The sequence below is a fragment of the Stenotrophomonas sp. SAU14A_NAIMI4_5 genome, from assembly GCF_003086795.1.
GTDB lineage: Bacteria > Pseudomonadota > Gammaproteobacteria > Xanthomonadales > Xanthomonadaceae > Stenotrophomonas.
In genome coordinates, this window is the sequence record NZ_CP026003.1 from 2858258 (window position 1) to 2882080 (window position 23823).

The window sequence follows — 23823 nt, forward strand, 5'->3', positions numbered from 1 at the left end:
TGCGGGAAGCGCCGATTATGCGCCCAACGGCTCAGCCACCGCCGCAGGAGGCCATGCAGCTGTCGGCGTCCTGGCTGCAGCTGATCAACGGCGACTGGTCCATGCAGGCCTGCGCCTGCGACATGCAGGAGCGGCGCATCTCGTCATCCTTGATCCGGTCGCACTTGCTCGCCGCCTGCGCATCGCAGGTCGAGCGACGGTCCGAATCGGAACGGGCCAGGCAGGCATTGCGGTACTGCTGGCACGCCATCACACATTGCGCGCTGGCGTTGTTGCCGGGTGCGCCGTCGTACAGATCGCCGCTGCTGCTGCAGGCGGCAAGGGAAACGACACACAACAGCGCAAGGCATCGAAACAATGACATTGGACACTCCCTGTTCAATACATCGGAAAACCCAGCGAAGCCTAGCAGTGCCGACCTTCGTGCGGTGTCAAACGAAAAACGGCGCCCTGCGGCGCCGTTTTCCTGCAACCGGTGGGGCTTACTCCACCACCACCGGAATCTTGCCGATGCGGGCCTGCCACTCGCGCGGACCGGTCTTGTGCACCGATTCGCCGGTGGAATCGACCGCCACGGTCACCGGCATGTCCTGCACGGTGAACTCGTAGATCGCTTCCATGCCCAGGTCGGCGAAGCCGACCACCTTGGCCGCCTTGATCGCCTTGGACACCAGGTAGGCCGAACCACCGACAGCCATCAGGTAGGCCGACTTGTGCTTTTTGATCGCCTCGATGGCGGCCGGGCCACGCTCGGCCTTGCCGACCATGCCCAGCAGGCCGGTCTGTGCCAGCACCTGCTCGGTGAACTTGTCCATGCGGGTGGCGGTGGTCGGGCCGGCCGGGCCCACCACTTCATCGCGCACCGGATCGACCGGGCCGACGTAGTAGATGAAACGACCCTTCAGGTCGACCGGCAGTTCCTCGCCCCTGTTGAGCATGTCGACCATGCGCTTGTGCGCGGCGTCGCGGCCGGTCAGCAGCTTGCCGTTGAGCAGCAGGGTCTGGCCCGGCTTCCAGTTGGCCACGTCTTCCGGCGTGATCGTGTCCAGGTCCACGCGGGTGCCCTTGGACGAGTCGTAGGTCAGCTTCGGCCAGTCTTCCAGCGACGGCGGGTCCAGCATCACCGGGCCGCTGCCATCCAGGGTGAAGTGCGCATGGCGGGTGGCCGCGCAGTTCGGGATCATCGCCACCGGCAGGTTGGCCGCGTGGGTCGGGTAATCGTTGATCTTGATGTCGAGCACGGTGGTCAGGCCACCCAGGCCCTGCGCGCCGATGCCCAGCGCGTTGACCTTCTCGTACAGCTCCAGGCGCAGCTCTTCGATGCGGTTGGATGCACCACGGGCCTGCAGATCGGTGATGTCGATCGGCTCCATCAGCGCTTCCTTGGCCAGCAGCATCGCCTTTTCAGCGGTACCACCGATGCCGATGCCGAGCATGCCCGGCGGGCACCAGCCGGCGCCCATGGTCGGCACGGTCTTCAGCACCCAGTCGACGATCGAGTCGGACGGGTTGAGCATGGCGAACTTGGTCTTGGCTTCCGAACCACCGCCCTTGGCGGCGACGATGACGTCGACGGTGTTGCCCGGCACCACCTTGACGTTGACCACGCCCGGGGTGTTGTCCTTGGTGTTGACGCGCTTGCCGGCCGGATCAGCCAGCACCGAGGCGCGCAGCTTGTTGTCCGGGTGCAGGTAGGCGCGGCGCACGCCTTCGTTGGCCATGTCTTCCACGCCCATGGTCGCGTCGTCCCAGCGCACGTCCATGCCGATTTCCAGGAACACGGTGACGATGCCGGTGTCCTGGCAGATCGGACGGTGGCCTTCGGCGCACATCCGCGAATTGATCAGGATCTGGGCCATCGCTTCCTTCGCGGCCGGCGACTCCTCGCGCTCGTAGGCGGCGGCGAGGTTCTTGATGTAGTCGACCGGGTGGTAGTACGAGATGTACTGCAGCGCGTCGGCGATGGACTGGATGAGGTCTTCCTGCTTGATCGATGTCACGGCTTGCTCGCTTGCTCGAGGCTGGCGGGGGGTAATCCCCCATTTTACCCCCTCCCCCGCCCGCAGGATCACAATCATGGGGTCGGATCCCCTGCAGGGGGCTCTGACCCCACCCACCTGTCACGATTGCTCCCTCCCCGGCGTCCTGGTCGACATGAACACTGAATCCGCCTTCCAGACCCACCGCCCGCGCCTGATGGCGCTGGCCTACCGCCTGCTGGGCAGCCGCAGCGATGCCGAGGACGTGGTCCAGGATGCCTGGCTGCGCTGGTCCGGCGCCGATCCGGCCGCCGTGCGCGACCCCGAGGCCTGGCTGGTCACCACAACCACCCGGCTGGGCCTGGACCGCCTGCGTACGGCCCGGCGCGAGCGGGTCCACTACGTTGGCCCGTGGCTGGCTGAACCGCTGGAGATCAGCCTGGCCGCAGAACCGGCCAGCGACCCGGCGGTGGCCCATGCCCGCGCCGACGAGGTCTCGGTGGCCTTCCTGACCCTGCTGGAGCAGCTGGGCCCGGAGGAACGCGCCGCCTTCCTGCTGAAGGAGGCCTTCGACCACGACTACCGGCAGATCGCCGCGCTGCTCGGCCTGACCGAGGCCAACTGCCGCCAGCTGGTGCACCGGGCGAAGCAGCGCCTGCAGGCGGGCCGGCCGCGCTTCAACGCCGATACCGGCCAGCACCGGCAGCTGCTGGCGCGCTTCATGGACGCCACCCAGCGTGGCGACAGCGAGGCCATCCAGGCGCTGCTGCATGCCAACGCACGGCTGGTGTCCGATGGCGGCGGCGTGGTCACCGCGGCGGTGCGCCCGCTGCTGGGCGCCGAACGCATCGGCCGCCTGTTCTGGGCCATCGCGCGCCGCGGCCTGGGCCACACCGCCCAGCTGGGCTGGGTCAATGGCGAGCCGGCGATCCTGCGCTTCCTCGGCGACCAGCTGCACTCGGTGACCACCATCGAGGTGGCCGAGGGCCGCATCGCCAACGTGTACAGCGTGCTCAATCCGGAAAAACTGCGCGGGCGTGTCACGAACGCGGACGGCCCGGCGTCCTTGTAGTGAAAGACGGCCACCGTGGCCGTCGTGGAGCTGAAAATGTCCGACCATGCCTCTCCCCGCGTCCCCTATACCCGCCTGGCCGCTGATGCGTTCAAGGGCCTGCTGGCCACCAGCAAGGCAGTGCATGACAGTTCGATCGACCCGACGCTGATGGAATTGCTGTTCCTGCGCGTGTCCCAGCTCAACGGCTGCGGCTACTGCATGGACATGCACGGCACCGCGCTGCGCAAGGGAGGCATCGAGCCGCGCAAGCTGGACACGCTGCCGGCCTGGCACGAAAGCCGTTTCTTCGATGCGCGCGAACGTGCGGCGCTGGGCTGGGCCGAGGCGCTGACCCGCTTGACCGACGGCGCGCCGTCGCAGGCGGCGTTCGATGCGCTGGCACCGCACTTCGATGAGAAGGGCATCAGTGACCTGAGCATGGGCATTGCGGTGATCAATGCCTGGAACCGGCTGGGTGCCGGGCTGCTGCCGCCGCTGCCGTGATCCGCTGACACGCGAATTGACAACATCACAGGGGGCCGGCACCTTTGCTGGCCGCCCGCGGATGGAAACCGCCGATGCAGCCTGGAACCGATGCCCCGATCAGCAAAGCGGCCCTGAGGGCCCTGCAGCAGTATTCAGATCGGGAGGACGCGCCCCCCGACCTGCTGGCCACGCTGGAGGAGCTGGGACTGTTGTGGCCGGTGGAGACGCCCGATCACGCTACGCTGCAGGCGCGCATGTTCAACGCTTACGCACAGGCCAGCCAGTCGCACGTGGTGGACAACTTCATCCTGGGCGTGGAGGAGAATCGTCCCGAGTTGCGCGCTGGCTTGTCCGCATATTCGTTCATGCAGCACTTCCCGCGCCACGAAGAAGCGCCGCATCCCTCGCATGCGTGCCGGGTGTGCGGGCGCCAGAGCAATGACACCTTCGACCCCACCTGGCTGAGCGCGGTGACATACACAGCCGGGGCGGTGATCGGTGGCGGCATGGATCTCATCACCTTCGTGCTGGAGCACCAGAACCGCACCGCGCACCGGCGTCCCGCCTCCACCAGCACGCTGGTCGCGCTGCTGCGGCTGCTGCATCATGACGCGGCACCGGGCGACACCCCCGCGCGCGTGCTGAAGCGGGTGCGCAGCGTTCCAGGTTTGAAGGTGACGGTGGAGCAGGCCGGCCACCTCCTCGAGGTGCTGGGCCATGCCGGCCTGCTGCGGACGCCCGAGCATCCAGGTTTGGCACAACGCTTTGTCAACGTGGGGCTGGTGCCATCCAGATCGCATTCCTCCGACTGGAGCTACCCGGTGGATTTCTGGACCGGCAGGCACGGGGTCGATGCGGCAGCCCTGAAACAGTGGTTCGGTGACTACCCCGAGGTGATGGGGGTGCTGGAGCCTTGACCCCACCGTTCATCGCTCCACCACGTCGCAGCTGCGCACAATAACGGGTATGCCCGCTCCCTCCACCGTCGGCACTGTCACGGCCACCAAACCCAGCCTGCGCCAGCGCTTCAAGGCGATGCGCAACCTGCCGCCCTTCCTGCGCCAGGTGTGGCAGACCAGCCCTGCGCTGACCCTCACCAGCCTCGGCCTGCGCCTGATCCGTGCGTTGCTGCCGGTGGCGATGCTGTACGTGGGCAAGCTCATCATCGATACCGCGCTGCACCTGAGCCAGCACGGGGCCGGCTTCCCGCCACTGGGCGAGGCGCTTTCCAGTGGCCTGTTGAATCCGCTGCTGGGCCTGCTGGCGCTGGAATTCGGCCTGGCCATCGCCTCCGACCTGCTCGGCCGGCTGGTCAGCTATGCCGATGCGCTGCTGTCGGAACTGTTCGCCAACGCCACCAGCGTGCGCCTGATGGAACACGCTGCCACGCTGGACCTGGAGGACTTCGAAGACCCCGACCTGCAGGACAAGCTGGACCGTGCGCGGCGCCAGACCATGGGCCGGATGAACCTGATGAGCCAGCTGTTCGGCCAGGTGCAGGACGCGATCACGGTGGCCAGCCTGGCGGTCGGCCTGCTGGTCTATGCGCCGTGGCTGATCCTGCTGCTGGCGCTGGCGCTGGTGCCGGCCTTCATCGGCGAATCGCATTTCAACGCCGCCGGCTACAGCCTCAACTTCCTGTGGACGCCCGAGCGGCGCCAGCTGGACTACCTGCGCCAGCTTGGCGCCAGCGTGGAAACGGCCAAGGAAGTAAAGATCTTCAACCTGCACCGCTTCCTGGTGGAGCGCTACCGGCGGCTGTCGGCGGCGCTGTTCCTGGCCAACCGTGCGCTGGCGCGGCGGCGCGCGTTCTGGGGCACGGTGCTGGCCGCGCTGGGCACGCTGGGTTACTACACCGCCTATGCCTATATCGCCTGGCGCACGGTGCGCGGCGATTTCTCGATCGGCGACCTGACTTTCCTCGCCGGCAGTTTCCTGCGCCTGCGCCAGCTGCTGGAGGGCCTGCTGATCGGCTTCTCGCAGGTGGCCAGCCAGGCGCTGTACCTGGACGACCTGTATTCGTTCTTCCAGATCGAACCGGAAATCCATTCGCGCGAGGGCGCGGTGGCCGTGCCGCGGCCGATCCAGCAGGGCTTCGTGTTCAAGAACGTCGGCTTCCGTTACCCCGATGCCGAGCAGTGGGCGGTGCGCCACCTCGATTTCCAGCTGCAGGCCGGTGAGGTGCTGGCGTTGGTGGGCGAGAACGGCGCCGGCAAGACCACCCTGGTGAAGCTGCTGGCGCGCCTGTACGAACCGGACGAAGGCCGCATCCTGCTCGATGGCCGCGACCTGCGCGACTACGACCTGGACGACCTGCGCGCCAACCTGGGCGTGATCTTCCAGGACTTCGTGCGCTACAACCTCACCGCCGGCGAGAACATCGGCGTTGGCCAGGTGGAGGCCATGGCCGACCAGGCGCGCATCGCCGATGCCGCGCGCCGGGGCATGGCCGAAGAGGTGATCGATGCCCTGCCCGGCGGCTACGAGCAGCTGATCGGCCGCCGCTTCAAGCAGGGCGTGGACCTGTCCGGCGGGCAGTGGCAGAAGATCGCCATCGCCCGCGCGTGGATGCGCGACGCGCAGGTGATGATCCTCGACGAACCGACCGCCGCGCTCGACGCCCGCGCCGAATTCGAGGTGTTCCAGCGCTTCCGCGAACTGGCCGACCGGCGCACCGCCGTGCTGATCTCGCACCGTTTTTCCTCGGTGCGCATGGCCGACCGCATCCTGGTGCTGGCCGAGGGCCGGCTGGAGGCCAGCGGCACCCACGAGGAGCTGATGGCCCAAGGCGGGCGCTATGCCGAGCTGTTCGAACTGCAGGCCGCCGGGTATCGCTGACCGGCCCTGAGAACGCCTCTCGTTCCGGATAATGAGAACCCCTCTCATTTGAGGTAGAATGGCCGGGACGAATCCATTGCCTGAATGTGCCCCCATGTCTTCCGCTTTCGGCGCCGAAACGGTGCTTGAGGTCCGCCACTGGACCGATGCCTACTTCAGTTTCACCCTCACCCGCGACAGCGGCTTCCGTTTCGAGAACGGCCAGTTCGTGATGATCGGCCTGGAGACCGAGGCGCGGCCGCTGCTGCGCGCGTACTCCATCGCCAGCGCCAACTGGGAAGAACACCTGGAGTTCTTCAGCATCAAGGTGCAGGACGGCCCGCTGACCTCGCGCCTGCAGCACATCAAGCCGGGCGACAAGGTGCTGGTCGGCAAGAAGCCCACCGGCACCCTGCTGATCAGCGACCTGCACCCGGGCAAGAACCTGTACCTGCTGGGTACCGGCACCGGCATGGCGCCGTGGCTGTCGGTCATCAAGGACCCGGAAACCTACGAGCGCTTCGAGAAGGTGATCCTCTGCCACGGCGTGCGCTACGAGAAAGACCTGGCCTACCGCGATTACTTCGAGAAGGAACTGCGTGAGCACGAGTTCCTCGGCGAGATGATCGGCGACAAGCTGCTGTACTACCCGGCCGTCACCCGCGAGCCGTTCGCCAACCAGGGCCGCCTGACCCAGCTGATGGAAAGCGGCGAGATGCAGCGCACCCTGGGCCTGCCGGAACTGAGCCCGGAGAACGACCGCGCGATGATCTGCGGCAGCCCGCAGATGCTGGCCGACCTGCGCACCGTGCTCGACGCGCGTGGCTTCCAGGTCTCGCCGCGTATCGGCCAGCCCGGCCACTACGTGTTCGAACGCGCCTTCGTCGAGAAGTAAGGCACCTCGGTAGCGCCGGGCCATGCCCGGCGGATGAGTCAGTAGAGCCGAGCCTATGCTCGGCTTGCGCGCGAAGCGCGCCTGCATCGTTCGCCGAACAGCAGCCGAGCATGGGCTCGGCTCTACGGGAATGCCGGCCAGCGGCCGGCACTACCCTCGTTCAGAGCAGCGCTTCGATCGCGCTGCGCAGCTGTTCCGGTGCGGTGGTCGGCGCATAGCGCGCCACCACCTGGCCCTGGCGGTCGAGCAGGAACTTGCTGAAGTTCCATTTGATGCGGGCGATGCCCAGCAGGCCGCGCTTCTCGTGCGACAGCCAGTGCCACAGCGGATCGGCGCCCTCGCCTTTGACCTCGATCTTCTGCGAAAGCGGGAAGCTGACCGGGTAATCGAGCGAACAGAACTGGCGGATCTGCGCCGCGTCGCCAGGCTCCTGCGCACCGAACTGGTTGCAGGGGAAGCCGACCACCACCAGGCCACGGTCGCGGTAGTCCTGCCACAGCTGTTCCAGGCCGGTGTACTGCGGGGTGAAGCCGCAGCGGCTGGCGACGTTGACCAGCAGCAGCGGCCGGCCCTGGTACTGCGCCAATGCCTGCGGCTGGCCATCCAGGTCCACGAAACCGAAGTCGAAGGCGTTGGGCATGGCGTACCGTCCGGAGGGGGAGCCCCATGGTAATCGCAGGCCGCGCCGGTTTGCGCCGCCGGGCATGCCTTTTGACACAAGTGGCGCGCTGGCCGGGCGGGTTAACCTCGGGCACTTGTCTGTCTTACCGGAGTACCGCCTTGACCACCCGCCTTGCCCTTGCCGTGGCCATGACCCTCGGCCTTGCCCTGCCCGCCTATTCGGCCAGCGCCGCCGCCCCGGCCGCTGCCGCCAACGCCCAGCAGGCCAACCCGTTCTTCGCCGACAGCCCGCTGCCGCTGCACTTCCCGCAGTTCGACAAGATCAAGGACAGCGACTTCGCCCCGGCCTTCGACGCCGGCATGGCGCAGCAGCTGAAGGAAGTGGAGGCGATCGCCAACACCAAGGCCAAGCCGACCTTCGACAACACCATCATCGCCCTGGAAAAGAGCGGTGACGTGCTGGACCGTGCGACCACCGTGTTCTTCAGTCTGGTCGGCGCCGATACCAACGATGCGCGCAAGAAGCTGCAGGCCGACTACTCGGCGAAGTTCGCCGCGCACAGCGATGCGATCGCGCTGAACGGCAAGCTGTTCGCCCGCATCCAGGCGCTGTATGACACCCGCAGCCAGCTGGGCCTGGACGCCGAAGGCGTGCGCCTGGTCGAGAAGTACTACGACAACTACGTGCGCTCCGGCGCCAAGCTGTCCGAGGCCGACAAGGCCACGCTGAAGACCATGAACGCCGAGCTGGCCAACCTGGGCACCAAGTTCAGCCAGAACGTGCAGTCCGAAGTGAACGCCTCGGCGATCACCGTCGACGACGTCAAGCAGCTCGACGGCCTGTCCCAGGAACAGATCGCCGCCGCCGCCGAAGCCGCCAAGGCCCGCGGCCTGGACGGCAAGTACGTGATCACCCTGCTCAACACCACCGGCCAGCCGCCGCTGACCAACCTGGCCAACCGCGCGCTGCGCCAGAAGATCTACGAAGCCTCGATCACCCGTGGCAGCCGCGGCGGTGAGTTCGACAACACCGCCCTGGTCTCGCGCATCATGCAGCTGCGCGCCGACAAGGCGAAGCTGATGGGCTTCCCGAACTTCGCCGCGTACAACCTGACCAACCAGACCGCGAAGAACCCCGAAGCCGTCAACGCGATGCTGGGCAAGCTGGCCCCGGCCGCCGTGGCCAACGCCAAGCGCGAAGCCGCCGACCTGCAGGCGATGATCGACAAGGAACAGAAGGCCGCCGGCAAGAAGACCTTCGCCCTGGAGCCGTGGGACTGGGCGTTCTACAGCGAGAAGGTGCGCCAGGCCAAGTACAACTTCGACGAATCCCAGCTCAAGCCGTACTTCGAGATGAAGAACGTGCTGGAGAACGGCGTGTTCTTCGCCGCCAACCAGGAATTCGGCCTGACCTTCAAGCAGCGCACCGACCTGCCGGTGTACCACGACGACGTCACCGTCTATGACGTGTTCGATGCCGACGGCAGCCAGCTGGCGATCTTCATCTTCGACCCGTACGCGCGTGCCTCCAAGCGCGGTGGCGCCTGGATGAACTCCTACGTCTCGCAGTCCAAGCTGACCGGCTTCAAGCCGGTGGTCGCCAACCACCTCAACATCCCCAAGCCGCCGGCCGGCCAGCCGACCCTGCTGACCTGGGATGAGGTGAGCACCACCTTCCACGAATTCGGCCACGCCCTGCACGGCATGTTCTCCAACGTGAAGTACCCGTACTTCTCGGGCACCGCCGTGCCGCGCGACTTCGTCGAGTTCCCCTCGCAGGTCAACGAAATGTGGGCCGACAACCCGGCCATCCTGAAGAACTACGCCAAGCACTACCAGAACGGTTCGGCGATGCCGCAGGCGCTGCTGGACAAGGTGCTGGCCGCGGCCAAGTTCAACCAGGGCTTTGCCACCACCGAGTACCTGGGTGCGGCGATGCTGGACCAGAACTGGCACCAGCTGGCGGCCGACAAGGTGCCGGCAGCCAAGGACGTGATGGCCTTCGAGCGCGCCGCGCTGGAGAAGGACGGCATCTACTACGCGCCGGTTCCGCCGCGCTACCGTACCCCGTACTTCAGCCACATCATGGGCGGCTACTCGGCCGGCTACTACGCCTACATCTGGTCGGAAGTGCTGGACGCCAACACCCAGAAGTGGTTCAAGGACAACGGTGGCCTCAGCCGCAAGAACGGCGACCACTTCCGCGCGACCCTGCTGTCCAAGGGCGGCAGCGTGGATGCCATGCAGCTGTTCCGCGATTTCGCCGGCCACGAGCCGCAGATCGAACCGCTGCTGGAAAAGCGTGGCCTGACCGGCGCCGGCAACTGATCGCCCGCGCGGTAGCGTGAAATGAAAACCGCCCGGGAAACCGGGCGGTTTTTTGTTGGGATGGGGTCAGAGCCCGGGGTCGGATCCCTTTCCAACGGAAAGGGCTCCGACCCCGACCATGCCATCTAACGCGGTGCCACATATCCGCCGCGCACACCCTCCGGCGACAGCACCAGCTGCCACAGCTGCGCATGCCGGCAGCGGAACGTGGCCATCGATCCGGCCAGGTAGAACCGCCACATGCGGCGGAAATGCTCGTCGTAGCGCGCATCCAGCTGCGGCCACGCCGCCTCCACGTTGCGCCGCCACGCCTGCAGCGTCAGGTCGTAGTCGGTGCCGAAGTTGTGCCAGTCCTCCAGCACGAAGCGCCCTTCGAAGGCACGGGTGATCTGCGCGGCCGAGGGCAGCATCGAATTGGGGAAGATGTAGCGCGCGATCCATGGATCGGTGCGGTGCCGCGACACATTGGTGCCGATGCTGTGCAACAGCAGCAGCCCGCGCGGCGACAGGCAGCGCCGCGCCACCTCGAAGAAGCTGTCGTAGTTCTTGTCACCCACGTGCTCGAACATGCCGATGGAGAACACCGCATCGAACGGCTCGTCCAGATCGCGGTAGTCCTGCAGGCGGATCTCGATCGGCAGGCCCGCGCACAGCTCGCGGGCGAACGCGGCCTGCTCCTGCGAAATGGTCACGCCCACGCCACTGACGCCGTAACGTACCGCGGCATACTTCAGTGCCTCGCCCCAGCCACAGCCGATGTCCAGCACGCGCTGGCCCGGGCGCAGGCCCAGCTTGCGGCAAACCAGATCGAGCTTGGCCTCCTGCGCGGCATCCAGATCGACGACGTTGCGCCAGTAGCCACAGCTGTAGACCAGGCGCTGGCCGAGCATGGCCTGGTACAGGTCGTTGCCCAGGTCGTAATGGCGGCGGCCGACTTCATAGCTGCCCTGCCCGGCCTGCAGGTTGAACAGCCGCGCCTTCAGCGCATCGGCCACCTCGCGCCAGCCATGCACGCGTTCGTCCAGGTGCGCCATCATCAGGTGGACCAGGAATTCATCCAGGACGTTGGCATCCCACCAGCCGTCCATGTAGCTCTCGCCCAGGCCGAGCGAGCCGTGGCCCATGACCCGCGCGAAGAAGCGCGGGTCATGCACCTGGATGTCCTGCGGCTGGGTGCCGCCGATGCGGACCCCGGCTTCCTGGAGCAGGCCGGCAACCCGCTCCTGCAACCCTGTGTCCACGCGTCCTCCGTCTGCGGTTACCCGCGTGCGAACAGCGCCACGTAATCCTTGGCCACGTGCGGCAGCAGCACCGCGGCCGGTACATCGGCCGTCTGCGTACCATCCGAATACGGGCCCACCTGGTAGGGCGGGAACACGAAACGCAGCGCCGTGATCTGGCCCTTGTCGTCGGTCAGCGGCTGGAACTGGCTGAAGTTCTCGGCCTGCGGGCCGGTGCCCTCGGCAATCATCCGCGAGGCATTGCGCAGCGATTCCTGCAGGTCGGCCGGCTGCATGTCCTCGCTGCTGAGGCGGGTGGCCACGCGCTCGCGCAGCTGGTCGGCAACGAAATCACTGATCGCCTTCCAGCCCTTGTCATCGGCCACCAGCGTGCCGGCGCTGAGCATCTGCTGCTGTTGTGGCAGCCACACGAAACGCGCCACCAGTGGCTCGCCATGGGCGCCACCGGTGTAGCGGCTGCCATCGGCACTGACCACCACCAGCTGCGGGGTCTCCAGCACCTTCTCGAAGCTCAGCGACAGCTCGTACGGCATGGTCGGCTTGTCGTTGCCCAGCCCGTCCAGCGCCTGCTGCAGGTCGCCGCGGGCGGAGGTGGCGTAGTCCTGCAGCGCGCGCGCCAGGCCCGGGTAGCGGTCGATGCCGGCCGGATAGCTGATGCCGACCACTTCGCGCTCGTTGTTCTCCACCACGTCGCGCAGGTCCAGCGGCGCTTCGGTGGCAGGCGTCGGCTCGGTCACGGCAGCTTCTGCCGCCGGTGCCGCATCGGGGGCCGGAGCCGCCTCTTCACCACGCTGGCAACCGGCCAGCAGCAGCACGCCCATTGCGCCGGCCAGCGCGCTCACGCGCAGCAGCCGGTTGTTTCCAGTCTTCATCGGGATCCCCTGTTCATGTTCGTACATCATCGCCTGCGATGGCTGAAGCGTGGCCCGCTGCTTTCAGCCTACCAGCAGGTCGTGAAACTCCTCGTGCCGCTGCAGGAACGCCTCGGCGTAGGCGCAGGCCGGCACCACCTTGTACTTGTGCTCGCGGGCAAAGCGCAGCGCGACCCGGGTCAGCTCACCGGCGATGCCGCGGCCGGCGATCGGCTCGGGCACCTCGGTATGGGTGATGACCATGCGCCGCCGCTTGATCTGGTAGTCCAGCAGCGCCCGCTGTCCACGCACATGGGCGATGAAACGGTGGTTGGCCTGGTCGTGCTCGACCTCATAGGCCAGACCGGGGGGCGTGACCGAAGCCATGGGACTGTCTCCTGCGACGACTGCGCGCATGGTGCGCAGCCGGGCGACATGACCGTGTGAAGCCTGAACAGGGGCAGGTCTGGACGGTCTGCGTCAGATCCGGACCCTCAAGCTGCAGCGATGGCGGCCGCTATCCCCTCTGGAGGGATACGGCCCGATTGGCACGCCCCTTGCGATTGTTGCCCCTGTGTCATGCCTTTGGAGGCCCGCCATGCACCCCAGCGATTCCCGTACCGATACCGACCACGCCCTGCTGGAGGGCCTGCTGCAGCTGGCAGTGGAAGGTCAGACCGACGACCAGGACTTCCAGCGGATCGGCGAGGAGGTGTACTCGCGCCTGCTCGATACCTACGGCCAGAACATCCGGGCAGCCTGAGCCGCTACGCGGGTCGGATCCCGGGGGATCCGACCCTCGCCCCTCAGCGGCCGAACCCGAACGTCGGGTTCGACAGCTGCGCCAGGAAGTGGCCAAAGATGGCCGGCTGCATGGCCAGCATGAAGATCACGCCGAACGCGGCACCGGCCAGGTGCGCGCTGTGGTTGATGCGGTCGCCGCCGCGCTTGTCCATCCAGATGCTGTAGCCGACGTAGAACACGGCATAGATGATCGCCGGCGCCGGAATGAAGAACACCAGGATGATCGTCCACGGGCTGAGCAGGATGAAGGCGAACAGCACCGCCGACACCGCGCCCGACGCACCCAGGCTCAGGTAGTTCGGGTTCTTCTGGTTCTTCAGGTAGCTCGGCAGGATCGAAACCAGCAGCGCGCCCAGGTAGAACGCCGGGTAGGTCAGCCAGCTGCCGGTCAACGACAGCATCACCTTCTCGATCTGCCCGCCGAAGAAGAACAGCGTGATCATGTTGAAGATCAGGTGCGACCAGTCGGCATGCACGAAGCCGTAGGTGATCAGGCGGTCGTACTGGCGGTGGCGGTCCACCGCCGGCGGCCACAGGATCAGGCGGTCAGCCAGCTTGCGGTTGTTGAACGCCATCCACGACAGGAGGGCGGTGATGGCGATCAACAGCAGATTGACGGGGGTCATGTCGGCTCAGGCTCAGGCAGTGCGGTAGTTGTCGACCATACGATAGCGTTTCGCATACCAACCGAAGGCCAACGCCGCAACGAACGCGAAACCGGCGAAGAAGAACATCAGGAACGCCGCCTCGCTGAGGCCGGTCCCGGCGATCTTCTCGGTCACCGTGTGGTTGCGCACGGCTGCATTCGACAGCAGCACCCACAGGTTGCCGATGGTGGTGGTCAGGTTCCAGAAGCTCATCACCACGCCCTTCATGGCCTGCGGCGCCTGGCTGTAGGCGAACTCCAGGCCGGTGGCCGAGACCAGCACCTCACCGAAGGTCAGCAGCGCGTACGGCAGTATCTGCCAGAAGATGGACATGGCATTGCCGCCGTCCATCACCACCTGGATGCCACCGACCACGATCCAGGCCAGGCCGCTGAAGGCGATGCCGGCGGTCATCCGGCGCAGCGCGGTCGGCTCGAAGCCGAAGCGGCGCAGGGCCGGGTACAGCACCAGGTTGTTGAACGGAATCAGGATCATCACCAGCAGCGGGTTCAGTGCCTGCATCTGCGAGGCGGTGAACCAGCTCGGCATCTGCATCTGCTGGCCCTGCAGGACCCAGGTCGAGGCCTTCTGGTCGAACAGCGAGAAGAACGGGGTGGTCAGGGCGAAGATGACCAGCACGCGCAGCACCGAGCGCACGCCTTCGACGGCTTCGGCCGGGTGCTGGGCACGGGCGCGGTCCAGCTGCATCCAGGTGCCGCCGCCGATGCCGGCCAGGACCAGCACCAGTGCGATGCACAGGCAGATGACGATGCCCAGGCTGCCGACCAGGCCCAGCGAGGCCACCGCCAGCACCACGCCGGCCACGGCCATGGCCAGGCCCAGACGGCCCTGCCCGGCCACGCGCGTGGTCAGCGCGGTGCGCACCACGTTGGCGAACGAATGCGGATCCTTCGGCGGCAGCGGCACCAGCACGTAGCGCCTGCGGCCCAGCCAGAACACGAAGGTGGCGATGAACATCAGGATGCCGGGGATGCCGAACGCCCACTGCGGGCCCCAGTTCTTCAGCACCAGCGGGATCAGCAGCGAGGCGAACAGCGAGCCGAAGTTGATGATCCAGTAGAAGGCATCGAAGACGAACTTGGCCAGGTGCTTGTTGCTCTGGTCGAACTGGTCACCCATGAACGAGGCCACCAGCGGCTTGATGCCACCGGCACCCAGCGCGATCAGGCCCAGGCCGAGGAAGAAGCCTTCGCGGCTGTTCTCGAACAGCGCCAGGCAGAGATGGCCGGCACAGTAGACCAGGCTGAACCAGAGAATGGTGTGGTACTTGCCGAAGAACTTGTCGGCCAGCCAGCCACCGAGCAGCGGGAAGAAGTACACGCCGATCATGAAGCTGTGCATGATGTCCTTGGCTTCACCGGCTCGGCCTTCTGCAGTGATTTCCTGCAGCAGCAGCGAGGTGATCAGGAACTGCACCAGGATGTTGCGCATCCCGTAGAAGCTGAACCGTTCGCAGGCCTCATTGCCGATGATGTAGGGGATCTGGCGCGGCATCTTTCCCTGGCCGGCGATGGGGGCGACTGCGTCGTGGCTCATCCTGTAAGGCATTCCTGCAAAGCGAAAGGCGCAGTTTACGGAAGCAGTGGCTGCTAAGCACGCTGCACGGCTGCATGACAGGGCCGCCGATCCATGGCAGGCAATCGCAACCCTGCCGGAAGTCACGGCACCTCCACGGCAAAAGCGTAAACTTATCGTTATGCGCCACCGCCCCCCTGCCCGCCTCCTGCTTGGTTGCCTCGTGCTGCTGCTGGCTGCGCCCGCGTGGGCGCGACCGCAGGCCGCGCCGCTGGCGGGTGCCGTCGCTGACGAGGGCCGGCAGCTGACCGTGGCCGCGCTGGAACTGCCCAGCCGCGATGACGCGCAGTGGAAGCAGCGCCGCGAACAGGTGCTGCAGCTGCTGACCGAACTGCAGCCGGATGTGATCTCGGTGCAGCAGGTGCAGCAGCAGCAGGGCCGCAACCCCGCCTGCTGGCTGGCCAGCCGGTTGCGCTACAGCTGCGATTTCGTCACCGCCGACCCGCCCAGCCAGCCGCTGCGGCACGGCAACGCGATGCTGACCCGGCTGCCGGTGAGCGAGGACGGGGTGACCCTGCTGCATCCGCCCGGCACCTTCAGCGCGGCCGGCATGATGCGCCTGCGGATGGGCGAGGCCCTGCTCAACGTCTATGTGGCCCGCCTGCGCCCCGACCCGGACGAAGCCACGGCACGCCAGCACCAGACCAGCGACCTGATGACCTGGATCGGCGCCACGTCCGATGGCATGCCCAGCCTGATCGCCGGCGACTTTGCCGCAGCGACCCCCGAACTGGTACGCAGCACGCCCGGCTTCCAGCCAGCGCGGCGCAACCCCGGCGGCAGGCCCGACGCCCCGGCCGCCAGCGGTGGCGGCGCCAGCGGCCATGGCCTGGACGTGCTGTTCCAGGTCAAGTATTTCGGCGGCATCCGCCAGCAGGCGATCCAGCTGCCCGCCGACGGCGACCTGCCCGGCCTGCGCCTGGGCGTGATGGCCACGTTGCGGCTGCAGGGTGTGCCGGCTGCAACCGAATGATCGCGCCGCTGCGCTCGCCGGGCATGGCCCGGCGCTACCCCCGTTTCCGGTAGCGCCGGGCCATGCCCGGCGGATGCGGTCGCACGACAACAAAAAGGCCGGGGTTTCCCCCGGCCTCTTCGTTTCAGCCTGTCACCGCACTCAGGCGATGGCTTCCTGGTAACGACGCTCGACTTCGTTCCAGTCGATGACGTTGAAGAACGCGCCGATGTATTCCGGGCGACGGTTCTGGTACTTCAGGTAGTAGGCGTGTTCCCACACGTCCAGGCCGAGGATCGGCGTGTTGCCTTCCATCAGCGGGCTGTCCTGGTTGCCGGTGCTCTCGACCACGACCTTCTTGTCCGGGGTCACGCTCAGCCAGGCCCAGCCGCTGCCGAAGCGGGTCAGCGCAGCCTTGGTGAAGGCGTCCTTGAACTTGTCGAAACCGCCCAGGTCCTTGTCGATGGCCTTGGCCACGTCACCGACCGGGTTGCCGCCGGCGTTGGGGGCCATCACGGTCCAGAACAGCGAGTGGTTGGCGTGGCCACCACCGTTGTTGCGCACCGGACCCTGCAGGTTCTCCGGCAGCGACTTCAGCTTCTTCACCAGCTCTTCGACCGGCAGGTCAGCGTACTCGGTGCCTTCCAGCGCCGCGTTGACGTTGTTGATGTAGGTCTGGTGATGCTTGGTGTGATGGATTTCCATCGTTGCCGCATCGATGTTCGGTTCCAGAGCGTCGTAGGCGTAGGACAGCTTGGGCAGGGTGTAGGCCATGATGCATCTCCTGATAGCGAGGGCACCCGACGGCGTCGTCGGGCGGTGCGCGTTGAATGATGGGGACAGACCGCCAGATTACCAAGGGGGATGTAAAGGAAATTGCGTCCTGCGGGTGATTGCATTGGCAATTGTTACGCAGCAGTGACGCGGCCACCGCTCCTCATGCACGATGCAGCGCGCAGGCGCTACAGTGCACGCACTTCCCTCGCCCGCCACGGCCCATGCGCAATCCCCGGCTGTTGATCACCGCCATCGCCCTGCTGCTGCTTGGGCTGGTCGCCAACCATTTCCTGCAGCGGCCGCCGGCACCGCAGTTCGCGCCGGACCTGCAGGGTGCCAGCAACCGCAGCGCGCCGGCCGCGCGCGGCGCTGGCAGCGACCGCAGCGATGGCCTGCCCGGTTTCCTGCCTGCCGAGGCGCGGCAGACCATCGCCCTCATCCAGCGCGGCGGCCCCTTCCCGCACCGCCAGGACGGCACCACCTTCGGCAACCGCGAGCAGCGCCTGCCGCAGCGGCCGCGTGGTTACTACCGTGAGTACACGGTCGATACGCCCGGTGCCTCCAACCGCGGCGCGCGCCGCATCATCACCGGCGGCGACCCGCCGCAGGCGTGGTACTACACCGACGATCACTACGATTCGTTCCGCAGCTTCACCGTACCGGCCCCGGGAGAACGCCCATGAGCCACGACGATTTCGGCCTCGGCCTGCATGACATCAACAACGCTGGCGTCTATGCCATTGATACCGGCGACATCAGCGACCTGGCGGCGGCCATGCGCGATGCCTCGCTGAAGGTGATCCGCATCGACCTGCACGGCGTGACCGACAAGCGCACCCTGCTGGCGCGGCTGGCCGCGCAGCTGGATTTCCCGGCCGGCTTCGGCGGCAACTGGGATGCACTGGCCGACAACCTGCGCGACCTGCAGTGGCTGCCGGCACCGGGCTACGCCCTGTTCCTGGCCGATGTGGATGCGCTGCGCGCGGGCGCGGCGAAGGACTTCGACACGCTGCTGGACGTGATGGACGAAGCCAGCCGCGACTGGGTTGGGCGCGACGTGCCGTTCTGGGTGTTCCTCTCGCAGAGCGAGTGAGGACCTGATCCGCGCATGGCGTGGATCTACTGGTAGCGCCGGGCCATGCCCGGCGAGCGCGCAGCGCGGCATGCGGCGGACAGTCCGCCGTTACCGGCTGCCGTTATCTTCCTGCAGCTCTTTCTTGAACGGGATGTCCGGTGGCGGCCTTGCCACCGCCGGCTGGTCCTGCATGTTCGGGTCGCTCAGGCCACAGCCACCACCGGCCTGCAGGATCGAGATCACGCAGGAGATCTTCGTGCTGGTACCCGGCAACGGAATCTCCATCGCCTTGACGCCCTTGCGCACCCATTCGGCCAGCAGCGACTCCTGCGGCACCCAGTACTTGTCGAACGAGGTCGGCGTGTAGTCGTACGGCGGCCGCTTCAGCCAGCGGCCCGATTCGGCGATGCGTTCCTTGGTCCAGCCATCGTTGGCCCCACCCGGCGCGCCGCGCTCGGCAGCACCCTTGCCTTCCTGGCCGGGCACCCTAACGCTGCCGTCGGCATTGAACAGCCCCTGCCCCGCACCCTGCGAGCTGGCCTGCGCCGCACCGCTGCGCGCACCGTCGCGGTTGCGGTCCGAGGCACCCCAGTCGTCGCCCTTGGCCGGTGTGGCCCAGTTGCCCGGCGTCGGCGCGGGACGCGCACCAGCCTGTGCCGGCGTCGCCGCGCTGGCGGCCGGGCGTGATGCACTCGCGGTGGACGGACTGGCCGCACTGCCGGCCGGTGCCGGCGCAGGTGTACTGCTGGCACCACTGGCGGGAGACGGCGCCGTAACCGGCGCGTTGGCCACGCTGCGTTCGCGCACCTGCACGTCACGGCCTGTCGGCGCGCGCACGCTGGGTTCGCGCCCAGGCACGGCCGCCATCCGCACCTGCGGGTCGACCACCGCCTGCACTTCGCGCTCGCGCACCTGCACCTCGCGCCGCTGCGGCAGGCGTACCTGCACCTCGGCGCTGCGCAGCGGTTGCGGCGCCACGGGTGCTTCCACCGTGGCGACCTCGCGCTCCTGTACCTGTACCTCGCGCACCGCAGGGGCAGGCACGGCCAGCTGCGGCGTGCGCACCTCCATCGTCACGGCAGGCGCCTGCACCGTCTGCACGCTGAGCTCGCGCACGGCGGGCGTGCTGTCACGCGGCACGATGTTCACTTCGGTGCGCGGCACGCTGACCGGCGGCACCACGAAATCGGTGGTCGCCTCGGCCACTGCGGTGGCCTGCACCGGTGTCGGCGGAGGCGCAGCCTGCGGTGCGGGCTCGCTCTGCGCCGGCGGTGGCGGCGTCACTGCGGCACTGCTCGCCGGGGCAGGAGCAGCTGCAGCAGGTGCGGCCGGTTGCGGACGCGGCGCGCTGGCCTCGCCCGCCGGCTGGCCACTGGCCACCGCACCGGCGTCGGCAGCAGCGGCCGCCTCGGCGCCGGGCTGGTCGCCGCCGCCTTCCTGCGCGCCGCGGCCGACAAATTCAATCTGCACGCGCTCGCCTTCGGCACCGGCGTCGTCCGGCGCGGTGGTGCGGATCACCGCCACCCACAGCAGCAACAGGAAGAACAGCAGGTGCAGCAGCGCGCTGACCACCGCCGAGGTCCAGCGCATCCAGCGCTGGTCACGCGGGGCCGGTTCCCATCCCTGCCACAGCAGGCGCCGCGCCGCGCCCCACGGGCCCAAGGCCGGCAGCGGCCCGGGCCGTCCGGGCAATGGCCGAGGCAGCAGCACCGCGATCACGTCGCTGGCATGGAACGGCCGCGCGATCGGCTTCAGCGAGCGCAGCCAGATCGCCCAGCCATACGGCAGGCGCGTGCGCTTTTCGAGGATGAGGGGGTGCTGCTGGCGCGCCAGCAGCAGATCGATCAGTTGCTCGGCTCTGGGCAGAGGCACGCGTTGGCGATCAGGCGGCGTTGCCGCGGGGGATGTACGGCGCGTGTCCGCTGTCATGGTCGGTCGCGTCGCGCACGGCGGTCACGCCGGGCACGCGGCCCATCAGCGTCTTTTCGATGCCCTGCTTGAGCGTGACGTCAGCCATGCCACAGCCCTGGCAGCCGCCACCGAAGCGCAGCAGCACCACGCCATCGGCCGAAACTTCCTGCACGGCGACCTTGCCGCCATGCGAAGCCAGCTGCGGATTGACTTCGTTTTCCACGACCCAATGCACGCGCTCGACCAGCGAGGCGGCCTCGCCGGGCGCTTCGCCCTTGATGCGCGGGGCCTTGATGGTCAGCTGCTGGGTGCCGGCGGTGCCGGGAACGATGTCGATCTCGGCACCGTCGAGCCAGCCCACGCTGAGCGCGTCGACATAGAGGGTGAAGCCATCGCAGTCCACGGCCCACTCGTCACCGAGCAGGTCCCTGGGTTCGGCGAACTCCAGGCGGGCGTCTGCGCGCGGCGTGCCGGGATCGACGGCGCTCAGGCGCACGCCCATGCCGGGCACGCCCTCGCGTTCGATCAGCTTGCGGAAGTGGGTCTGGGCAGTGTCGGAGATCTGGATCATCAGGCTATTCTAGCCAAGTCAGCGCCGGTCGCTCATTCGGTTTATACACCGGCCGGCGCATTGTTCAGTCAATTCGAGGTGGAGGAACCCATGTCCGACCTGATTCCGCTGGCACAGGCGCGTTGCGTGCCGCGCAAGGGCAGCGACCACAAGCTGGGCGAAGCGCGCCTGGCCGAACTGCTGCCGCAGGTGCCGGGCTGGGAACTGGCCGAGGCCGGCCAGGCGCTGGTGCGCACGTTCCGCTTCAAGGATTACTACGCCACCATGGCCTTCGTGAACGCGCTGGCCTGGATCGCCCACCACGAGGACCACCACCCGGACCTGGGCGTGCACTACGACCGCGCCGTCGTGCGCTACTCCACCCACGACGTGGGCGGGCTGAGCGAGAACGACTTCATCTGCGCGGCCAAGACCTCGGCCCTGACGGAGCACGTGAAATGAATGTTCGACTGCTGAGCCTGTCCCTGCTCGCCGCCACCGGCCTGGCCGGCTGCGGTTCGTCCGAGCCGCCGGCACCGCCGGCCGCGCCGCCCACCGAGGTGGCCGCGGTGAAGACCCCGCCGCCGCAGTACCCGATGGAGCTGGCCTGCACCGGCGTGGGCGGCACCAGCACCTTCAAGGTCACCATCGGCACCGATGGCCGCCCCAGCGAGGTTCTGCTGCTGACCGGCGCCGGCAACCCGCAGCTGGATGACCTGGCCAGGACCGCCGTCCAGGCATGGGAATTCAAGGCCGCCACCCGCAATGGCCAGGCCGTGCCCGCCACCATCCAGGTGCCGGTCAGCTTCAACCCGCCGCAGCCGAAGCCGGACCAGTGCTTCGCCGTTGAAGAGCGGATGCGCCGCGGCGGCTGAAGGCCGACGTAGCGACCAGGCCAGCCGATGCCCGCCTTGCCCCCGCCGCCCCGGCCTGACCCGGGGCGGCTGCTGAACGATCAGGAACGCGTCGGTAAATGCTGCAGATCTCCCCGGAAAACTTCTGGATCGCGCTCGCGGTCACCCTCGCCGCTGGCCTGGCGACGGCCATCGGCAGCCTGCTGGTCCTGTTCTCGCGCCGCCCGAGCCCGCGCCTGCTGGCGTTCGGCCTGGCGTTTGCCGGCGGCGCGATGGTGTATGTCTCGCTGTCGGAAATCCTGAACAAGTCGATCGAATCGTTCGCCCTGGCCTACGGCGCGCGCGGCGGCTTCACCTGGGGAACCATCGCCTTCCTGCTGGGCGTGCTGGCGATCGTGGCCATCGACCATCTGATCCCGAACCCGCACGAGACGCTGGATTCGAAGGAACCGGCGTTCCGCGACAACAGCAAGGCCTACATCAAGCGCGTCGGCCTGCTGACGGCGGTGGCGATCACCGCGCACAACTTCCCGGAAGGCCTGGCCACCTTCTTCGCGACGGTGGAAAGCCCGTCGGTGGGCATGCCACTGGCCTTCGCCATCGCCATCCACAACATCCCCGAGGGCATCGCCATCGCGGTGCCGGTGTACTTCGCCACCCAGAGCAAGCTGCACGCCTTCATGGCCAGCCTGCTGTCGGGCCTGGCCGAGCCGGTGGGCGCGGTGCTCGGCTATTTCCTGCTGAAGGGCTCGCTGTCGCACGCCACGTTCGGCTGGGTGTTCGGGCTGATTGCCGGGGTGATGGTGTTCCTGGCGCTGGATGAGCTGCTGCCGGCGGCCAAGCGCTATGCCAAGGGCCACGAGACCGTGTACGGGCTGGTGGCGGGCATGGGCACGCTGGCGATCAGCCTGGTGCTGTTCAAGTGGTGAGGGGTTCCCGGCCAACGGGCTGAGCCCCCTCGCGGCTGGCCATTGAGGGCATCGCTCGCGGTCACGGGCGGGGCCGGCTTGCAGGGGACGCCGTGAACCCATCCTTTGGGGGCTTGTCCGCGGCATCCATGCCGCAGACACCCCTGCAAGCCGACCCCGCCCGTGCCCCGCCATTTTTCCGTGCACGCCGGCCGCGCGATAAAAATTGAAAAGCGAAGCGCGCGCTGCGCGCGTGAGTCGAGCGTGGCTCGACTCTACATGGGTCGCTTACTTCAGACGGTCCAGCGCTTCCACCAGCTCGTCGGCAAGCGGTGCGTTCAGCACGTACGGGGTCTTGCCGGCGTCCAGCGCGAACTCGAGCGAGGCCGCGTGCAGGAACAGGCGCTTCAGCCCGATCTGCTCACGAAGCCGCTTGTTGACTGCCGGATCGCCGTATTTATCGTCACCGGCCACCGGATGGCCCAGATGCTGGGCATGCACGCGGATCTGGTGGGTACGGCCGGTCTCGATGCGCACTTCGCAGTACGAATGGCCGCCCTTGCGCTCCAGCACCCGGAAGTGGCTGATCGATTCCTTGCCGATCGCGTTGACCTGCACGTGGCGCTCGCCGCCCTGGCGCAGGCCGACGTGCAGCGGCGCGTCGACCGTCATCACGCCGTCGGGCATGCGCCCGGCCAGCAGGGTCAGGTAGCGCTTGCGGATGCCGGCGCCGTGGTCTTCACGCAGCAGCGCCTGCAGCTCGCTCAGCGCCGAACGCTTCTTGGCCACGATCAGCAGGCCCGAGGTGTCGCGATCCAACCGGTGGACCAGCTCCAGGGTCTGCCCCGGGCGCAGGGCACGCAGGGTCTCGATGGCGCCGAAGCTGATGCCGCTGCCGCCGTGGCTGGCCACGCCGGTCGGCTTGTTCAGGGCCAGCAGGCGCGCATCTTCGAAGACGATGGCCTGCTCCAGCCGGCGCATGAAGGACTCGGGCGGACCCGCTTTGTCTCCTTCCTCGGTGAGACGAACCGGCGGCACACGCACCTCGTCGCCCGCCTCCAGCTTGCGTTCGGCCTTGGCGCGGCCGCCATTCACGCGGACCTGGCCGCTGCGCACCAGCTTGTAGACCAGGCTGCGCGGGGCGCCCTTGAGCTGGCCCAGCAGGAAATTGTCCAGGCGCTGGCCTGCACGGTCCTCGGGAACGGTGATCATGCGCACGGAAGGCTTGTCGCCAGCGGGCTTGGTGGGGTCTGAGGCAGTCATCTGGCTGTTTATTCTGTTACACTCGGGGGGCGAGATAAGGGATTGATTTTGTTGGAAGTTACTCAGGGCCAGAAGCCCAGCTTCCGACGAATCCGGCACAGTGCGCGACCACCGCCCGCGGGGCGGCCATGTTAGCGGCTCACCGGCCTTCCCGGCCATCGCCGGATGCCTGACACGCAACCGTGCTGAACATGTCCCGTGTGGCGCTCCAGCC

At 67.5% G+C, this 23823-nt stretch carries 25 protein-coding genes; 13 read left to right on the forward strand and 12 right to left on the reverse strand.

Annotated features, from left to right (window positions below):
* Positions 1 to 31: 31 nt before the first annotated feature.
* Together C1925_RS13355 and C1925_RS13360 are read right to left on the reverse strand one after the other, a co-directional pair.
* Positions 32 to 364 carry a hypothetical protein gene (locus C1925_RS13355; protein ID WP_133249421.1) on the reverse strand — a complete coding sequence of 111 codons (333 nt, stop codon included), beginning with the start codon at positions 362 to 364 and terminating at the stop codon, positions 32 to 34.
* A 118-nt stretch (positions 365 to 482) separates the two neighbouring features.
* Positions 483 to 2000 (reverse strand): fumarate hydratase, encoded by a 1518-nt coding sequence (locus tag C1925_RS13360; RefSeq protein ID WP_108769320.1) that lies wholly within the window; start codon positions 1998 to 2000, stop codon positions 483 to 485.
* Between the two features lie 154 nt (positions 2001 to 2154).
* On the opposite strand from C1925_RS13360, the gene C1925_RS13365 reads away from it, so the two are divergent.
* The 5 genes from C1925_RS13365 (at position 2155) to C1925_RS13385 (ending at position 7231) form a co-directional block, all read left to right on the forward strand.
* A complete protein-coding gene (locus C1925_RS13365; protein WP_108769321.1) occupies positions 2155 to 3051 on the forward strand; it encodes an RNA polymerase sigma-70 factor in 897 nt (298 codons plus the stop codon).
* Between the two features lie 36 nt (positions 3052 to 3087).
* Positions 3088 to 3537 (forward strand): carboxymuconolactone decarboxylase family protein, encoded by a 450-nt coding sequence (locus tag C1925_RS13370; protein WP_108765615.1) that lies wholly within the window; start codon positions 3088 to 3090, stop codon positions 3535 to 3537.
* 74 nt (positions 3538 to 3611) lie between these two features.
* Positions 3612 to 4436, forward strand: a complete 825-nt coding sequence (locus C1925_RS13375; protein WP_108769322.1) for a hypothetical protein — start codon at positions 3612 to 3614, stop codon at positions 4434 to 4436.
* 49 nt (positions 4437 to 4485) lie between these two features.
* Entirely contained in the window at positions 4486 to 6357 is a 1872-nt protein-coding gene (locus C1925_RS13380; protein WP_108769323.1) for an ABC transporter ATP-binding protein, read from the forward strand.
* A gap of 94 nt (positions 6358 to 6451) precedes the next feature.
* Positions 6452 to 7231, forward strand: a complete 780-nt coding sequence (locus C1925_RS13385) for a ferredoxin--NADP reductase (RefSeq protein WP_049434844.1) — start codon at positions 6452 to 6454, stop codon at positions 7229 to 7231.
* A 160-nt stretch (positions 7232 to 7391) separates the two neighbouring features.
* Here C1925_RS13385 and C1925_RS13390 read toward each other — a convergent pair whose 3' ends face one another.
* The gene (locus C1925_RS13390; RefSeq protein ID WP_108769324.1) at positions 7392 to 7871 is read right to left on the reverse strand and encodes a glutathione peroxidase; all 480 of its coding nucleotides are present in this window, start codon (positions 7869 to 7871) and stop codon (positions 7392 to 7394) included.
* Between the two features lie 140 nt (positions 7872 to 8011).
* On the opposite strand from C1925_RS13390, the gene C1925_RS13395 reads away from it, so the two are divergent.
* A complete protein-coding gene (locus C1925_RS13395) occupies positions 8012 to 10180 on the forward strand; it encodes a M3 family metallopeptidase (protein ID WP_108769325.1) in 2169 nt (722 codons plus the stop codon).
* A gap of 125 nt (positions 10181 to 10305) precedes the next feature.
* On the opposite strand, the gene cfa is transcribed toward C1925_RS13395, so the two are convergent.
* The 3 genes from cfa to C1925_RS13410 are packed head-to-tail and all read right to left on the reverse strand — an operon-like array spanning position 10306 to position 12659.
* Positions 10306 to 11421: a cyclopropane fatty acyl phospholipid synthase gene (cfa, locus tag C1925_RS13400; RefSeq protein WP_108769326.1), complete on the reverse strand. Its 1116-nt coding sequence runs from the start codon at positions 11419 to 11421 to the stop codon at positions 10306 to 10308.
* A 17-nt stretch (positions 11422 to 11438) separates the two neighbouring features.
* On the reverse strand, positions 11439 to 12320 hold the full coding sequence (locus tag C1925_RS13405; protein WP_108770713.1) for a DUF3298 and DUF4163 domain-containing protein: 882 nt from the start codon (positions 12318 to 12320) through the stop codon (positions 11439 to 11441).
* 36 nt (positions 12321 to 12356) lie between these two features.
* Positions 12357 to 12659 carry a GNAT family N-acetyltransferase gene (locus C1925_RS13410; protein WP_079222461.1) on the reverse strand — a complete coding sequence of 101 codons (303 nt, stop codon included), beginning with the start codon at positions 12657 to 12659 and terminating at the stop codon, positions 12357 to 12359.
* A gap of 211 nt (positions 12660 to 12870) precedes the next feature.
* Between C1925_RS13410 and C1925_RS21130 the strand changes: the two genes are divergently transcribed.
* Positions 12871 to 13035 (forward strand): hypothetical protein, encoded by a 165-nt coding sequence (locus C1925_RS21130; protein ID WP_174213509.1) that lies wholly within the window; start codon positions 12871 to 12873, stop codon positions 13033 to 13035.
* A 43-nt stretch (positions 13036 to 13078) separates the two neighbouring features.
* On the opposite strand, the gene C1925_RS13415 is transcribed toward C1925_RS21130, so the two are convergent.
* Positions 13079 to 13702 carry a rhomboid family intramembrane serine protease gene (locus tag C1925_RS13415; protein WP_108769327.1) on the reverse strand — a complete coding sequence of 208 codons (624 nt, stop codon included), beginning with the start codon at positions 13700 to 13702 and terminating at the stop codon, positions 13079 to 13081.
* 12 nt (positions 13703 to 13714) lie between these two features.
* A complete protein-coding gene (locus tag C1925_RS13420; RefSeq protein ID WP_108769328.1) occupies positions 13715 to 15280 on the reverse strand; it encodes an oligopeptide:H+ symporter in 1566 nt (521 codons plus the stop codon).
* Between the two features lie 160 nt (positions 15281 to 15440).
* Here C1925_RS13420 and C1925_RS13425 point away from each other — a divergent pair, with 160 nt between their 5' ends.
* Entirely contained in the window at positions 15441 to 16292 is an 852-nt protein-coding gene (locus C1925_RS13425; RefSeq protein ID WP_108769329.1) for an endonuclease/exonuclease/phosphatase family protein, read from the forward strand.
* Positions 16293 to 16433: 141 nt separating this feature from the next.
* On the opposite strand, the gene C1925_RS13430 is transcribed toward C1925_RS13425, so the two are convergent.
* Positions 16434 to 17045 carry a superoxide dismutase gene (locus C1925_RS13430; RefSeq protein WP_079222465.1) on the reverse strand — a complete coding sequence of 204 codons (612 nt, stop codon included), beginning with the start codon at positions 17043 to 17045 and terminating at the stop codon, positions 16434 to 16436.
* A 224-nt stretch (positions 17046 to 17269) separates the two neighbouring features.
* Between C1925_RS13430 and C1925_RS13435 the strand changes: the two genes are divergently transcribed.
* Both C1925_RS13435 and C1925_RS13440 read left to right on the forward strand, forming a co-directional pair.
* Positions 17270 to 17731, forward strand: coding sequence for a ribonuclease domain-containing protein (locus C1925_RS13435; RefSeq protein WP_108769330.1), 462 nt, complete (start codon positions 17270 to 17272; stop codon positions 17729 to 17731).
* Entirely contained in the window at positions 17728 to 18141 is a 414-nt protein-coding gene (locus tag C1925_RS13440; RefSeq protein ID WP_108769331.1) for a barstar family protein, read from the forward strand. Before C1925_RS13435 ends, C1925_RS13440 begins: the two co-directional genes overlap by 4 nt.
* A 90-nt stretch (positions 18142 to 18231) precedes the next feature.
* Here C1925_RS13440 and C1925_RS13445 read toward each other — a convergent pair whose 3' ends face one another.
* Both C1925_RS13445 and C1925_RS13450 read right to left on the reverse strand, forming a co-directional pair.
* Positions 18232 to 19995, reverse strand: coding sequence for a hypothetical protein (locus C1925_RS13445; protein WP_108769332.1), 1764 nt, complete (start codon positions 19993 to 19995; stop codon positions 18232 to 18234).
* A gap of 10 nt (positions 19996 to 20005) precedes the next feature.
* Positions 20006 to 20605, reverse strand: a complete 600-nt coding sequence (locus C1925_RS13450) for an NfuA family Fe-S biogenesis protein (RefSeq protein ID WP_108769333.1) — start codon at positions 20603 to 20605, stop codon at positions 20006 to 20008.
* A 90-nt stretch (positions 20606 to 20695) separates the two neighbouring features.
* Here C1925_RS13450 and C1925_RS13455 point away from each other — a divergent pair, with 90 nt between their 5' ends.
* From C1925_RS13455 to zupT, 3 genes are all read left to right on the forward strand, one after another.
* On the forward strand, positions 20696 to 21046 hold the full coding sequence (locus C1925_RS13455; protein ID WP_079222470.1) for a 4a-hydroxytetrahydrobiopterin dehydratase: 351 nt from the start codon (positions 20696 to 20698) through the stop codon (positions 21044 to 21046).
* A complete protein-coding gene (locus tag C1925_RS13460; RefSeq protein WP_108769334.1) occupies positions 21043 to 21459 on the forward strand; it encodes an energy transducer TonB in 417 nt (138 codons plus the stop codon). The genes C1925_RS13455 and C1925_RS13460 overlap by 4 nt, the downstream gene beginning before the upstream one ends.
* 98 nt (positions 21460 to 21557) lie before the next feature.
* On the forward strand, positions 21558 to 22367 hold the full coding sequence (gene zupT / locus C1925_RS13465; protein WP_108769335.1) for a zinc transporter ZupT: 810 nt from the start codon (positions 21558 to 21560) through the stop codon (positions 22365 to 22367).
* Positions 22368 to 22634: 267 nt separating this feature from the next.
* On the opposite strand, the gene C1925_RS13470 is transcribed toward zupT, so the two are convergent.
* Positions 22635 to 23609, reverse strand: coding sequence for an RluA family pseudouridine synthase (locus C1925_RS13470; protein ID WP_108758233.1), 975 nt, complete (start codon positions 23607 to 23609; stop codon positions 22635 to 22637).
* Between the last annotated feature and the right edge of the window lie 214 nt (positions 23610 to 23823).